We start from the raw sequence: 15523 nt of genomic DNA on the forward strand, positions 1-15523 counted from the left end.
TTTTCCTTTTTTTTCTTTCTTTTTTAAAATGATCAAAATAAAAAATACTTCTTAGCGTAAGCTAAACTAATACTAAAGTTACAATTTATTTCGAACTAGTCTTTCTTTTTTCAAATCGCTTTTTTACTTGGTAAAAATTAGAATACAAATGTTTAGATGAATGATTATCCATACGACCACAAACAAAATTAGGATTTGATTTAACTGAAGGTTTCCAAACATAACTTGGCAATAAAACTCTCCAATTACTTTTGTAATTCTGACTAAACATCCAATAAAAAATATCCGCACTAGACAAATGATTAGTTTTAGAATCAACCCAACCAACCGCTTCAGAATTAGATAACTTGTTAGGAATACTAATATAACAAAAATTATTATTCAATGCAGAAGTAGGTGCATTCTTGCTTTGAATATTAGTTCCATCCGCAACAGAGTTAGTTAATTGAGATGGATTTTTAGCCCCATTAATTTCATGATCAATAATTGAATAACCTCCAAACATTAAACCAAATAAAGTGACTCCAACTAATGCTGCTTTTGATGGACTATGTTTTAATTGTTTAATATCTCTAAACAATCTTGATTGGCCTAATTTACTTATCACCTTTTTTGAACAGTCAGGATTTGTTTCGTAAAAATAAGAATCAGGCAATGAAGAAATATCAAAAAATGGATCTGTAGGCGAATCTGTTAAAAATATTTCTAAATCAGTATCGTTTATCGCACCTCGATCATCACTTCTAGATTTAATATCTAATTTTTTTAATGTTTTTTTAGATGCTAAATTTTTTGGCCTATTTTTCTTTCGTCCAAAAGAATCATTTAACCCATTTTTGTCTAAAGTAGCAACTCCAGATTTTGCAGAATGATCAGACTTGTAATTAGACTTATAATCAGTTGCATTTGCAAATAAATTAACCCTAGTTTGAATAGATTCTAGTAAAGAACTTAATAGATCAGAACAAGACTTAACATCATACCCTGCGTCTTTATCCGAGAATTCGTAATTAAGCTCTACGCCTTGCAAACTTAACTGATCAAGCAACCTATCTACAAATAATAATGATTTCAAATCATAAATAGAATTGCAGTCATCCATCCAATAAATCAAGTTAGAGTCATTCAATTCAGACAAGTACCAATCAGCAAGAAAAAACGCAGATTGATTATGCGCGTATTTTGCATATTTATCATACTTATTTTCACTATTTAATTGATCTGAAATATTCGTTAAATTACATTTAATAGAGGTGATATTTTCAAATGTTAAACTAATCAATGACTCAAAAAGACTAGTATGCGGATGAGAACTATTCGAATAGAGTAAATATGGCGATTGTTTTGAATGTTGTGATTCCCCATTCAACTGATCATTTGATAAAATATATTTTACTAACCGACTAATTTCATCCCCTTTACCCGTTAAATCAATTAAATGATCTGTACAAATAAGATCAGTTAATCCTCTAGCAGAGTTTGACAAGTTTTTACATTCAGAATAACTAAAATGATTTAATAAAAAAAATGAAACTAAATTTTCTTCTAAAGTTAAACCTGGTTTTGATACTAGAGAAGATCTAAATAACTCATTAAACCGCACATAAATATATTCTTTATCTACTGCAGTGTCAACCGAAGAGTTAGCCAATTTAGCTTGATTTGATCCATAGTGCGGGAATTGAATTGAGTTAGTTTGATCTGATTTAGCTTGGTTTGATTTGGATGCTTGTTTAATTAATTGTTTTGTTAACATGCCCCCTTCCTCCAAAGAGTAAACGTATCAACAAAAGAAAAATCAAATTTTGGCTTCATATGTTCATAATACGCATCAAATTGATTCTTGCTTAAATCAACATAAATCTTTTTTTTGCCAATACCCAATTCAGACTTGATTTCTACTTGCGCAATTGCATGAGTATACATATCTTCGATTTTACTTTTAACACTAACATATTTAGACTTAATTCCTAATGACCGACACAACGTAATGTATAGAATTGCTTGCTCACCACAAACACCTTGACCAGAATTAAACACTTCTTCTGCAGTTCTATATCCTACTTTTCCCCTATCAGAGTCACCATAAACTATATTTAGTTTCATCCAATCAAACACTGCTTTTGACTTATGATAATCACTAAACTGCACATATTTTTCAACTTCAGAATACATATCTTTTGTTAACACAAAGGGATTATCTTGCCAGAAAGGAAATACTTGAGACAATACTTTTTTCTTTTCAAACTTAATCAAACCAACTTTTTTGGGTCTTTTAATTTTTTTACTTTGTTCACGCTTTTTACTTTTCTTAATTTTTTTAGATTTTTTAGATTTTTTATATTGTTCTGATTGTTTAGATTTATTAGATAAAGGCACAATTAATTTGGGTTCATAACTTAATTCTCGACTAACTCCTTCACCCCCATAATCGAACCCATCGACTTTTTGTTCTAATGAATCTAATTTTTCTTTAGTGAACATAAATAATTTAAAATCAACATCATAGTTTTCACCAATTCTACTTGAGTTTGACTCAATTTGTTGTTCTGCTGCAGATAATTTTTTTTCAAGCGACTGAAACTTCCAATACACACCACCTAATAAAACTAAAGAAAGAATCCCCACACTCAAATAAGTAAAAAAACTTTTGTAACTTTTTGAAGAATTAGTTTTATTCAGATTTGAATTAGTTGAATTTGTAGAAGAGGATGAAATACCCACCCCCATTAATTGATCTTGGAATAAATCAGGACGATCCGGCAGCAACATATTTATTGAAGGGATCTCATCTGAAACATCAATCGATGACCTTGCCACGCCAAGTTTTAATTTATTAGACTCAATTACTTCACACGCACTATCATCCACAGAACTAGAAATTAAAATATCCGATATTGTTTTTAATGAAACTGGCTGAATAGGAAATGAACTATCATTTTTTACAACGTAATCCTCCTGCGAAGAAGTATCTAAAATAGAACATAAATTCCCCCCACATAATAATCCCCTCTCTTTTTTAATCTTTAATTTAAGATCAACACCCGATAAACTAGATTTATTTTTTTTGTTATTCTTGGCAGCATTTTTATCTTTAAAACTCAAACTAATCACCTCTACAAATAATAGAATTAGATCTTTGCTCTTGCAAAAATCCCGGTCGCAAATAATTTCCTAAAATTTTTCCCCCATAAACAACGTTAGAACAAATTTCATCCAAAATTAAATTTAAATCATAATTAGAAAAATAATTATCTGCGCAAGGAAATTCATTTGCATTTTTTGAGTTGATTGGACCTGATACATCATAATCCACCAATTCTAAAGTAACATTTTTAATCGAACGTGGAAATAAATTCTTAAAATCTTGCTGCACCCTCAATTCACAATAATAATCAGATCCAATGCAAGGATTAAATCCACTTAAAAATGTTTTAGCATAAGTATTTTCATTAACAACCAAACTAACTGCAAATGGAATATGTTGAAATTTTTTTACATTAGATTCGACAAATAATTCTAAGAATAATTTTTGAAATTTTTTAGTAAGTTTATTTTGCCTATTAGTTCCAGATTTAAACCCCAGCTCAATAAAATAATCTGATGACCAACTTGATTGAGAATTTAGCTTTGACGCATTAAATAAAATAATCTGGGTTGAGTTATGTTGACTAGTTAAATTTTTATCAGACAACTCGGATGCATTAAAAAATAAGTTAGAATTTGAATTGTTAAACTCATCAAATGAATTATTTAAATCAGTTAAGCAACAAACGTCCTCAACTCCAACTAATAAACTATTTTTTAAAACATTTTGGTTATGGTAATAAAGTACATCTAATTGTTCATCATCATGTTCAGAATGAAATGCAGGATGTCCCCCATGACTATGCCACATACCTAAAATTTTATGATTATTTAACCTGGCAAGGTTATATGCTTGAGCAATGGATGTTTCACTAAATTGACCATCAAAACTTGAAACTGTCTGCTCAGGAAATAAAAAAGCATCACTTGCAACCAAATTAACACTATCTCTCTGCGCAGTTAAAACACCTGCAATTTCAATAGGTGAATTAACAATTTCTGAGGCCAATTTAGAATACAAACAAACTTTTTCAAATGCACGTCGAGAAATTTTAACTGGACAAACTAATTCATCAATTTTGGATTTTAAAATAGAGCTCTCGCTAATCAAATCATCTAATCTCATTTTTTACCTCAAACAATTAATTTATGACACTCACACTCACAATATCTCGAGCAAAGAATATCATCTGCAACTAAAGAAAATTTATGATCATCACTTTTTTGACAATTATACTCAAACTTATTACCCAATACAGACCCAATTTGAGCTGTAAAAATTGACTCAGGAAAATAATCACTTAATAAAATCTTAATTCCCAAACCAACCATAAACGATCCGACAAACGCATTTGGCATCACCACATTTGCAACAAGATCTGCGCAAGATGCAACTTCTTCCCCTCCTGCCAAACTATTTACTTCAGAACTAACTACTTCAGAACTAACTAAATCAACATAATCATTACAACAATCTAAACATAAAGATTTACCAGGAATAAAAAAATCAGCTTCACAAAAATAAGTTCCAACAGAACCATTAATTAAAGGAACTTTCATTTCCACAGCATAATCAGACATTAATTTGCGCGAACTCCAATTATCAACACAAGAAAAAATTAAATCATATTGCCCAGCAATTAATTGAGTTTCTAAAAAAGCCTCATCAACAAAAACAGGATGTGCACGAATATAATCTGCTCGCCCAAATACCTCCTCTTCTGCGCACCAAATACCCATTGAATTAGTTGAACTTAATTGTTTGAGTCGCTCAGATAAAACTAGTGATTTATTTGATCCAATTTTACCAAAATAAAAAATTTGACGATTAAGATTATGCTGCTCAATAATATCCCCATCACAAAGATCAATTACCCCTTGGTTTTTTCCAAAACCTGCCAAAACAGAATTTAATGCAACATATGTCCCAATACCCCCTAAACCAACGACCAAAATATTTTTAGATGATAAAAAAGAACGAATAAATTTGTCAGGATTTTGGTAAAATTTGAATAAATCTAAATTAACTTTTTTATTGAAAAATTTGGACTTTTTTTTATATGGATTTGACTTGACTTTTTTATTAAATTTTTCTTCTAACTTAAAATTAATTTTTGCATTCTTTGATCTAGCACTCAACATTTGATCATATTGGAAAAATGAATGCATAAATCCTCCAGACATAAAATCAAAAATAATAGGAGCACATAATTTTTTATCTGCCTCCAACAAACAAATCTCTTTACGAATTTCATCAACAACTAATGTACCAATTAAACCACTGGTGAAATCTCCTTGAAAACAAGATTCGAATTCTTCAAATAAAATATTTTCCAGATTGAATTGAGTATTAAATTCAGCAGTCATTTCAGATGCACCCCCACTCAGATTTACCCCTTCCGCAAATTTACCAATCACAGATTTAAACGTGGAACTCGACGCTGAAATTAAAGGAATTCTTACACCAAATTTTTGAAAATAAGTTTCACAAGCAGACATACAAGAATATTTAGAGCAAGGATCATTTGTAACATCAATTAATACATCAGGACTTAACAAATCTAAAAAAGGAAAAGAAATTCCCTGTTCAAATGTAGTTACTGTAATTTTCGGATTAATTTTTTTAATCATTAAATTTAATAAATCCAACTTTGTTTTAACTTCCGATTTGATACCTGATTTAACATCAAATTTAACCTTGACTTTATCTTCAAATTTTTTATCTACTTCAAGTTTTTGAGACTTGCAACTAAAATAATTTTTTATTTTTTTACGCCTCAACTCATCATTCAAATACCTGCCTAAGTTTAACAGGAATTCCGAAGACATAGTTTGAAATCTATTAGCCCCCTGAGCGGAACTCCCCTCAACCACATTAATTTCTGGTTCGAATAAAGATAATTTGCCAATTCCTAAACCACACAAATAAGAAATAACAAAATTAGAAATGGTTCCTGATCCTACAATTGCAACATGCTTAGAATTAATAGTCTCTTGATCAAACCGACTTCTTAAAGATTCATCAGCACAATGGTTAATTGAAGAAGCTCCATTAATTTTTTCAACCAAATTTATTAATTTTTGATTTGATGACATCCTAAACTTCCCCTCTCTTAGTTTTAGAATCAACTAATAACTGTTTCAAATAACCTATCTCTCCCGCAGACAAATGCTCTTTGTTAGTAATATTTTCAAACTCGACTTTATCTGGTGCAACTTGTAAACACGCAAGTTTTTCATCCAAATTAGGAGAATATAAATTATGCCAAGCACTTCCCCCACTGTCATATCCTTCAACAAAATGAGATCTGATTCTACTCAAATAAATTTTAATTCTAGAACTAAAATCTTGAATTAACTCCAACTGATGACGAGGAACTCCCGAAACACAAATAGTTTCAAATTTTTTTCCCAAGTTTTTAATAGAGGGATGCGCATAATTTATCATCACACACGCATCATCAAATTTAATAAAATCCAAATTTGTTTTATTCGAAGACAAATCTAGCTCACCCCCAATCAAATTATCCAAATAAAGTTTAATCCCAATCTTCACTTCAGGAAATTGAAAAAAATTCTTTTTCTTCTTTTCATATAAACAAAAAGAATCAACTAATGTGAATACATAAAAATCACCACCCACAATTTCAAATCCAATATTTTTTGATGACTCGTAAAAAAAATTTTTGTCAATTAATTTAAAAATGTGATCCTCCTTGCGTTGTTTTATCAAATTTATCACGACGCCCAATCTAACAACATCTCTAATTCGAAAATATAAATTCCCAATATATTTCTTAGCCAGATCTCTTGATGATAAATTAGAACAAATAAACTTAGACTGAATAAAATTAGACTGAATAAAATTATATCCGTTGAAATTTAATTTAATCCCTTCAGATCCAAAAACATCATAAACTGACTTTTGACAACTAATACCTCCTGAGTTGGACTTTGCAACAGTTAATTTACTTAACAACTTGTTAATCTTCCAATTTGAATCTGGCGCAGTTTCAGAATTAAAACTTGGTTTTTTAACTAAACAATTATTAGCTTTTTGTTCGAAAATAACCTCATAAAATGCTCCCCCAACACAGAATAACTGAAAATCAAATAAAAAACAATTAGTTTTTCTAAATTCTTCCACCACCAACTGAGAAATATTATCTTCAGTCTCCAGTAAATTTTTATTTGTTAACTTTGATTCATCTGAAACGTAACTCAGATCATCATTAAAAGAAAATTGAGGTGATTTAAAAGACTCAGAAAAATAAGAATTACCCCCCAAACTAAAAGTTTGTGGAGCTCTAAAACTAAAATCAACAAAAGGCACAATTTTTTCCAAAACAAACTTAGATAAAAAATAATTGCCACCCAAAATGCAAGTTGAATCAAAAGACTCAGAAAAATTAATTTGTTTTACATCGCACAGAGCAATATTTACTAATTTAAAAAAATCTTTGGGAAAAAAATTTAAAACATAATCATCCAAACAAATAAATTCACTCTCTTCTTCACCTCCGCTCGCGTCTTCACCTCTACTCTCCAGCTCAATGGCAAAAATATTCGAATATCCTAAATCATTTAATTTATTATTAGAAAAATTAATTCTTGAAAAATTTATTAACTTACCATTAAAAAAATAACCATAAAAATCAGAAAAAAAAGACTCTAAAAAACTAAAAAGTCCATTTTTTTCATCAAACAAATAAGACAAATATTTTTCGACCACATTACTACCTCAATTAAAAATACGGTTTTTCAAAATTAAACTCCTACCTTGGACCAATATTTAACAACAATATCTAAACAATCAAAAGCAGTACCTTCAACTTCCCTAGTTCGAATATATGGTAAAACTGAATCATCCAAACTCAGAACATTAGATTGAGAATCAGAAATATTAGAAATTTCAGACTCCCCATCATAAGCCCACACTCTCAATTTACCCTTATTTTTTGAATCCAATTCATTCAAATACCCCAAAATTTCATTACGCACATCAACTTCGTCAGCGTCGAAAACATAATCTGAATCATCAACCACATACCGCACAAACTTCATAAAATTGGACTCTTTTAACATAGCCACATGCGACGCAGGAATAATTCTTGTAATTGCCTGTTTATCTTCACCAACACTAGTTTCTAACATTGACTTAGTAGTCAAAATACCCACAAATTCATTAGACATAATTTCACCTCACAAAAAAATATTAACAAATCACATTATCCACTCAATTTAGATTCAAACTCTGCCAATTCAGAATCAAAATCAAACTTAGAAACAACACGATTTGCACGAACATCATCAAATTGATCTCTAGATGATAAAGTATGCAAAACATGAGCAGTATTTGAATCACCATTATTCAAAAAAAAATTAGTCACCTTACGATCCAAACCAAACAATTTAAGATTCTTTAACTTTTGAGTAAATGACTGAGTCAAATTATTGATTGCAGTCTCAGTAGCAAAAACATTTTCAGAAAGTGCTTGAAAACCCCCCAAATAATCTGGAGATACAACAATTAAAGAATACATGGACTTACTTCGCCTAACCGAATTCTCAAGATCAACACCCAAATATAATAATTCCTGAACAACTGAAATAGTTTTCCACATAAGTGATTTATATTTTAAAATAAAATCTTTTTCTATGATTTTCCCATCAAATGAATTATTACTGGAAGAAAAATTCAAAAAATCCCGACGTAATTCATCCTGAGATTCTATAAGTGCATCTTCAATACATAAAACATCGGAGCTACCACTATTAACACTTGAATGTTGCTTTAATTTTTTACTCAAACCAGAATAAACAAACAATTTTTTCATTAAATCAGACTTATTCTCATCTTTACAACTAGAAAAACTTGAAATATCAGAATTCAAAACTTTACGATAACGTTCTAAATTATTAAACTCAGCATTAAACTGAAATAAAATATTAGCTAAAATAAAATTTAATGCAACAAAATTATTAACCTGCTTTTGAAACAACAAATGTAAATTAAATGAATCGACTTTAGCAACACTATCCAGAAAATCAATAAACTTATACCACGTGCTTTTTTTAAAATTAGAAGAAGTCTCTCGCCTAATTTTATTTTTAACTAATTTTTGAGTAAATGTTACTTCTTCCGTGGCAACACCAATATCCCTAAATGAAAAATAAGGCTCAGTCGGAAATGGAGAATATGCAACATAATTTAAAATTCCCTCCAGAGATGATTCCGCACCTGCTTGATTTAAAAAAAAAGTATTTCCTCCAGATCTAAACGTGCAACCAGGTTCATAAATAAACTCTGAATCAAGATTAACTCTAGCAAATGGAACTAATGACTTATCTTTGCAAACCTCCTGCTCAGGCAGGCTAAGAACAGAATAATGCCCTGCATTTGAAGCTAAATCAAAAAAATCAGAACAACCAGTCCTTTTTTGTATTTTACCGTAATCATCTGACTTTGAGGAGTAACTGGAACTACAATTCGCTCCAGACCTACAAGATTTTAAAAGTTTTTTTAACTCTGAACTTGAATCATACTTTGAAATAACAACCACCTCAAAAAAACTGCAATAACAAAAACTCTAAAAACTATTCTTCAAACTTTAACAAAGAATCAATTGAATCTCCGACTTCATGTTTAATCTTATTTAACCCTCTGCGAAAAAGTTTATCACCCAATTCATTACCTGAACTAGGTTCAGAATTTAAAAACAAAAAAGAATCAATTTCAACTTGCGAATTATGCTTTTTGTCAATAAGATATGCAACAGAATACTCCCGTTTAATCTTATATTGCCTATCAGTATTAATGTAATAACCCAAAAAATATCCACAACTTGCCCCCCCAATAAAAAGAGCTAACGCTACTTTCTTAACTAAACCCATGCAATCACCTAATCAAAACTAAAAAATAAAAATAAAAAACATATAACTAAAATAATATTCTCGCCAAAATTAATTAGCAAACATAATATTTTTCTTTTTCACATTAAAAATAGCAGTTTTTTTATCGAACATAATCTCTTGTTCAACCCGCTGTTTCAGATTATATAACATACCCATAATAGTATCTAACTTACCCAATATATATGAAACTTCAACTGCTGAAGCATAATCAAGATCAACACACAATTTAACTAGAACTTCAAGCTCTTTTGCAGAAGCATAAGAATACCCCAAATGATTAAAAAAAACTTTAGTTGAATTACTATTCGCACCTTCTGCAATATTTAACACAATTGATGTGGAGGCACGCCTAGCTTGATCAATAATATTTCGCTCTTCGCAAGAAGGAAGTTTATTCATTAGCTTATAGATTTCTAAAACTAACTCATATGATTCATTGAATACTTTTAATTTCTTAAATTCCCGAGCCATAAACCTAGATAGTTAAAACTCATTAATAAACTTTTAATGGAAAAATCCAGAAAAAATAACAAATAAATCGGAAAAAAAGAAAAAAAAAAAAGAAAACCATACAAAGGAAAGACAAAAAACAGAACTATTGGTAACTGCATGCTAAATAACTCGCCGAAGCTCGAAACTTACACACCAGTCCCATCAAACGAATCTTTTATTCGCGTTCTCAATATCTCTTTTCGCGGCAAACTTCACGCTTAGATGCTTTCAGCGTTTATTTCTTAAGGCGTAGCTGCTCGGCAATACCTTATCAGATAACCGATCGACCAGAGGCCTCGAACCTTCGTTCCTCTCGTACTAGAAGATCCTTCCACTCAGATATTAAACATTTCCAGTAGATATCAAACAAACTGCCTCACAGCGTTCTGAACCCAGCTCACGATCCCTTTTAATAGGTGAACACCCTCACCCTTGGCTGCTTCTGCACAACCAGGATAGGAAGAGCCGACATCGATGTAGCAAGCCGCGCCGTCGATATACTCGCAATGAATAGAAATATAATTTCAATTCAAAGAATGAGCTCTCGGGCGCGACAACTCTGTTATCCCCGGAGTAACTTTTCAGTCATTTCCAACCCCCATCAAGGAGAATTTGGAAGTTCGCTAGACCAAACTTTCGTTTTTGGATTTCTTTATGTGCAAAATCCAATCAGGCTGGCTTTTGCTCTTGCACTCTAAGATGGATTTCTGACCCACCTGAGCCAACCATTGGGCACCATCGATACCTTTTCGACGGTGTGCCACCCCAGCCAAACTGTCCACTTACTGGTGTCCTCCATTTCGGAGTTAGCAACGTAAATTTTGAAGAGTGGTGTTACATTGGCGTCTATTCACGATCTGGCGATCGTAACATGACAACTCCCACTTACACTATACAACAAAACTCACGCCGCAGCAACAAGCTACAGTAAAGTTTCACGGGGTCTTCGCTTCCCACTGGAAATCTCTGGCCTTTGCACCAGAAAAGAGTGTTCAGGGGCTTGTAATTGGGGACAGTGAGGATCTCGTTACGCCATTCATGCAGGCCGTCATTCAAACGGCAAGGCATTTCGCTACCTTAAGAGAGTTATAGTTACCCCCGCCGTTTACCTGCTCTTAGCTCCCTTGGAAAGGAGTTTCAAGTACAGGCACTGGGCAGACGTCACCTCCTGTACGCATCCTTGCGGACTAGCAGGAAGTTATGTTTTTGTTAAACAGTCGGACCCTCTTTGTCACTGCGCCCTATGATCGCAACCATACGATTACAAACATAGGGACCCCTTATACCGAAGATACGGGGCTAATTTGCCGAATTCCCTCAATTACATTACACCCTTACACCTTAGGCTTCTCACCTAGGGGCACCTGTGCCGGTTCTGGGTATAGATATTCAAGATTCTTTTTGATTTCTTTTTCACGGATTCCAGAAATCAACCAAACAGATCAAAAACCTGCTATTCCTAAGTTTAATCAAATTCTCATTATTACAATTCTCCTTTGACTTACATTAGTTAACACAACAGACAAATTATGTTGGTCTATTCCGAAATGTCAGAAAACAAACTTGCGTCGCCGCACGTACTTGAATAGTAAAGGAATCTTAACCTTTTTCCCTTTCCCACAAATCAATTATGAATATGGTTAGGATTAACTTACCCTTGACTGAACTACATTGTCAAGGAACCCTTGCCCTTTCGGTGGTAGTGAATCTCACACTACTTTGGTCTTACTCTCACCAGGATTCTCATTTCTGTATGGTTCACGCAATCTTACAATCACGCTTTTGCCCGTACAGAACGCCTACTTACCATAATCCTTTCGGATATCTAAAGTATCGGTAACTAACTTAGTCCCGTCCATCTTCAGGGCCTATATTCTTGACAAGTAAGCTGTTACGCACTTATTATAGGGTGGCTGCTTCTAAGCCAACCTCCTCGCTGTCTTTGAATATAGACACCTTTCACCCGTTCACACTTAGTTAGTATTTTGGGACCTTAACTTTAGTCTGGGTTGTTCCCCTCTCGCGACTCACCCTTACGCCGAGCCGCCGTTTCCTAAAATCTACAATACTAAGATATTCGGAGTTGGACAAGAAACCGAGGAATTTCTCCCCCTAAATCTCCAATCCGTATCTCTACCATCTTAGTCATCTCCTTTAAGACTTGACTACGGCCAACTTCAGTAGGAACCAGCTATCACCAGGTTCGATTGGCTTTTCACCCCTAGCCCCAAGTTAGAAGAACACTTGTCCGTAGAACCTCTTCAGGCCTCCACGAAGTATTACCTCCGCTTCACCTTACTCAGGGCTAGATCACCTGGCTTCGGGTCGTATTCAAGTGACTCAAGGCGCTTTCACACCCAACTCCTTGTTACCTGCGAGTTTCTTGGTTTCCCTTCGGATTCCTTTTTAAGTTATCCTCGCCACTTAAATACACTCCCTGGCACGTTATTCGAAACGCACGATAGAACACCGTAATGCCCTATCACACCGTTGCTATTAGGTTTCAGAGTCTTTTAACTCCCTGTCAAGGGTTCTTTTCAACATTCCTTCACAGTACTGTACGCTATCGGACTCGAAACGTATTTAGGGTTGGAAGTTGATGCCTCCCAAATTCTTGCCTAATATCCAATAGACAATACTCAAGATACTTCTACTTCAAAATAATTTATCTCTACGGGACTATCACCCTCTATGGTATAACTTTCCAGAAAACTTGAAGTTCATTATTTTGAATAAAAAGAAGTCTTACAACACCACATTTCTAAAGTATTACTACTCCAGATTCAGTTTGCCCTATGCTGGTTTCAATCGCCTTTACTAACAGCATCTCAGTTGATTTCTTTTCCTGCAGGTACTAAGATGTTTCAATTCCCTGCGTTCCCTATCCTTTCGGATTTAATGAGAAGTCTCATTCAGGAACTTCCGGATCAATGCATACTTGCTACTACCCGGAAGATTTCGTAGCTTGTCACGCCCTTCATCGGCGATTCGAGCCTAGTCATCCACCTAATAGCGTGTAATTTAATAGATGTCTTTCCTTTGCATGGCATCATAAACATGATATAATGAAACGTCATGTCTCACCAGTTATTTGAAAAATTCATTTGCAAATAACTATTATTAAAAATTAATAAATATGAACTGGACCCGGCGGGATTTGAACCCACGGCCCCCGCCTAACTTGAGATATGGGTATGCCCATTCTTTGCAAGGGCGATGCTCTACCAGACTGAGCTACAGGCCCATATGAATTAAGGATAATAAAAAAAGAGAAAGTTTGGAAATAAAAAATAAAAAAAGGAGGTGATCCATCCGCAGGTTCCCCTACGGATACCTTGTGACGACTTAACCCTTCTCACTGAGCCTAGATTCGTCACAATCAATCTGAATGTACCTCATCTAGACCCTGCTCGAGTGGTTTGACGGGCAGTGTGTGCAAGAAGCAGGGACGTATTCACCGGGCGCTGATGACACCCGATTACTAGGGATTCCATCGTCATGAGGATGAGTTACAATCCTCAATCTGGACTTGGATACGGTTTCGAGGATTAACTTCTCCTTTCGGAGTTGTGGACCCATTGTCCGTACCATTGTTGCGCGCGTGTAGCCCAGGAGATTCGGGGCATACAGACCTACCGTGGCCTACACCTTCCTCCTCCTTTCGAAGGCAGTCTCTACAATGTGCTCAGTCATCCAAAAGGACCAGTTAGCAATTGTAAATATAGGTCTCGCTCGTTACCAGACTTAGCTGGACACCTTACGGCACGAGCTGACGGCGGCCATGCACCACCTCTCGGCTTGTCAAGTAAAACCTTCAATCTGACTTTCATTCTGCCGTCGCTCCTGGTGAGATTCTCTGTGTTGAGTTAGATTAAACCGCACGCCGCACCCCTTGTAGTGCTTCCCCGCCAATTCCTTTAAGTTTCAGCCTTGCGACCGTACTTCCCAGGCGGCGAGTTTAACGCCTTCGCTACGATACTGCACAACCTCGAAGATTGTGCAACACCTAACTCGCAGAGTTTACTGCTAGGACTACTCGGGTATCTAATCCGGATCGCTCCCCTAGCTTTCGTCCCTCACCGTCGGATCCGTTATGGTCAGATGCCTTCGCCATAGGTGGTCCTCCAAGGATTATCGCATTTTACCGCTCCCCTCGGAATACCTCTGACTCCTCCCGGTCCCAAGCTCAGTAGTGTCTTCTGCACGCTGTTAAGTTGAGCTTAACAATTTCACAGAAGATTTGCTGAGCAGGCTACGGACGCTTTAGGCCCAATAATAGTGGCTCCCACTCGTGGCGCGGGTGTTACCGCGGCGGCTGGCACCCGTCTTACCCACCACTTATTCGCCAAGATATTTACTCTTAACAAAAGCCCAGCAGAGCTGGGCACTTAGAGTTCCCCTATCACACTTTCGTGCATTGTAAAGGTTTCGCGCCTGCTGCACCCCGTAGGGCTAGGGAAAGTATCTCAGTTCCCTTCTCGGGGCTCCCTCTCTCAAGGCCCCTACTGATCATAAGCTTGGTGGGCCGTTACCACACCAACAACCTAATCAGCCGCTGACTCATCCTTAGGCGTTGCCTTTAGAATAAAATTCTTTCCAGAACAATTATCCTATCAGGTTTTAGCCTCAGTTTCCCAAGGGTATCCCTGACCTAAGGGCAGATTATCAACGTGTTACTGAGCAGTTCGCCTGTGTTCCGAAGAACCCTCTGACTTGCATGGCTTAGTCGAACTCTAATAGCAGCAGCCTCCCGCAGGATCAACGGGAATTGCTATTATTGAAAAATATCCTTTAATGGTCGTATCGCAATTAAATTAAAACTTAAAGAAATCAAACAAGGTTTTTTCCTTATCACAAGGTTATTTGGCTTGTTTATATTCCAAACTTTCTCCTTCGTGCTTAATTTTTAAAATCAAGCATTCATTTAATTTTATTTTCTCACTGTGAGAAAATTTGGCGGTGATTGTTAATTTTTGTGTGTTTTCCTGGAAATTTATTCTGTTTATAAATCTTTGGGTCACTTAAAAAT

General features: G+C 34.6%; 9 protein-coding genes, 1 tRNA gene and 2 rRNA genes. All 12 read right to left on the bottom strand.

The annotated features are described in order from the left end of the window. Nucleotides 1-85 precede the first annotated feature (85 nt). A complete protein-coding gene (locus tag HN587_04740; protein ID MBT7903151.1) occupies nt 86-1756 on the bottom strand; it encodes a hypothetical protein in 1671 nt (556 codons plus the stop codon). After that, nucleotides 1750-3105: a transglutaminase domain-containing protein gene (locus HN587_04745; GenBank protein ID MBT7903152.1), complete on the bottom strand. Its 1356-nt coding sequence runs from the start codon at nt 3103-3105 to the stop codon at nt 1750-1752. The genes HN587_04740 and HN587_04745 overlap by 7 nt, the downstream gene beginning before the upstream one ends. Before the next feature lies 1 nt (nt 3106). Continuing rightward, nucleotides 3107-4213: a Mov34/MPN/PAD-1 family protein gene (locus tag HN587_04750; GenBank protein ID MBT7903153.1), complete on the bottom strand. Its 1107-nt coding sequence runs from the start codon at nt 4211-4213 to the stop codon at nt 3107-3109. 8 nt (nt 4214-4221) lie between these two features. After that, nucleotides 4222-6183: a hypothetical protein gene (locus HN587_04755; GenBank protein ID MBT7903154.1), complete on the bottom strand. Its 1962-nt coding sequence runs from the start codon at nt 6181-6183 to the stop codon at nt 4222-4224. 1 nt (nt 6184) lies between these two features. After that, nucleotides 6185-7819: a hypothetical protein gene (locus HN587_04760; GenBank protein MBT7903155.1), complete on the bottom strand. Its 1635-nt coding sequence runs from the start codon at nt 7817-7819 to the stop codon at nt 6185-6187. Between the two features lie 35 nt (nt 7820-7854). Further along, the gene (locus HN587_04765; GenBank protein MBT7903156.1) at nt 7855-8280 is read right to left on the bottom strand and encodes a hypothetical protein; all 426 of its coding nucleotides are present in this window, start codon (nt 8278-8280) and stop codon (nt 7855-7857) included. A 35-nt stretch (nt 8281-8315) separates the two neighbouring features. After that, nucleotides 8316-9650 carry a hypothetical protein gene (locus tag HN587_04770; GenBank protein MBT7903157.1) on the bottom strand — a complete coding sequence of 445 codons (1335 nt, stop codon included), beginning with the start codon at nt 9648-9650 and terminating at the stop codon, nt 8316-8318. 34 nt (nt 9651-9684) lie between these two features. Continuing rightward, complete coding sequence (locus HN587_04775; GenBank protein MBT7903158.1) at nt 9685-9981, bottom strand: hypothetical protein; 297 nt, start codon at nt 9979-9981, stop codon at nt 9685-9687. A 69-nt stretch (nt 9982-10050) separates the two neighbouring features. Continuing rightward, on the bottom strand, nt 10051-10473 hold the full coding sequence (locus tag HN587_04780; GenBank protein ID MBT7903159.1) for a four helix bundle protein: 423 nt from the start codon (nt 10471-10473) through the stop codon (nt 10051-10053). A gap of 211 nt (nt 10474-10684) precedes the next feature. Then, nucleotides 10685-13501 (bottom strand): 23S ribosomal RNA (locus HN587_04785). A gap of 135 nt (nt 13502-13636) precedes the next feature. After that, nucleotides 13637-13738 (bottom strand) — tRNA-Ala (locus HN587_04790). Nucleotides 13739-13792: 54 nt separating this feature from the next. Beyond that, nucleotides 13793-15270 (bottom strand): 16S ribosomal RNA (locus HN587_04795). The 16S and 23S rRNA genes sit together here with 1 tRNA gene alongside, the layout of an rRNA operon. Between the last annotated feature and the right edge of the window lie 253 nt (nt 15271-15523).

The organism is Candidatus Woesearchaeota archaeon (assembly GCA_018675335.1).
Classification (GTDB): domain Archaea; phylum Nanobdellota; class Nanobdellia; order Woesearchaeales; family UBA11576; genus JABJCP01.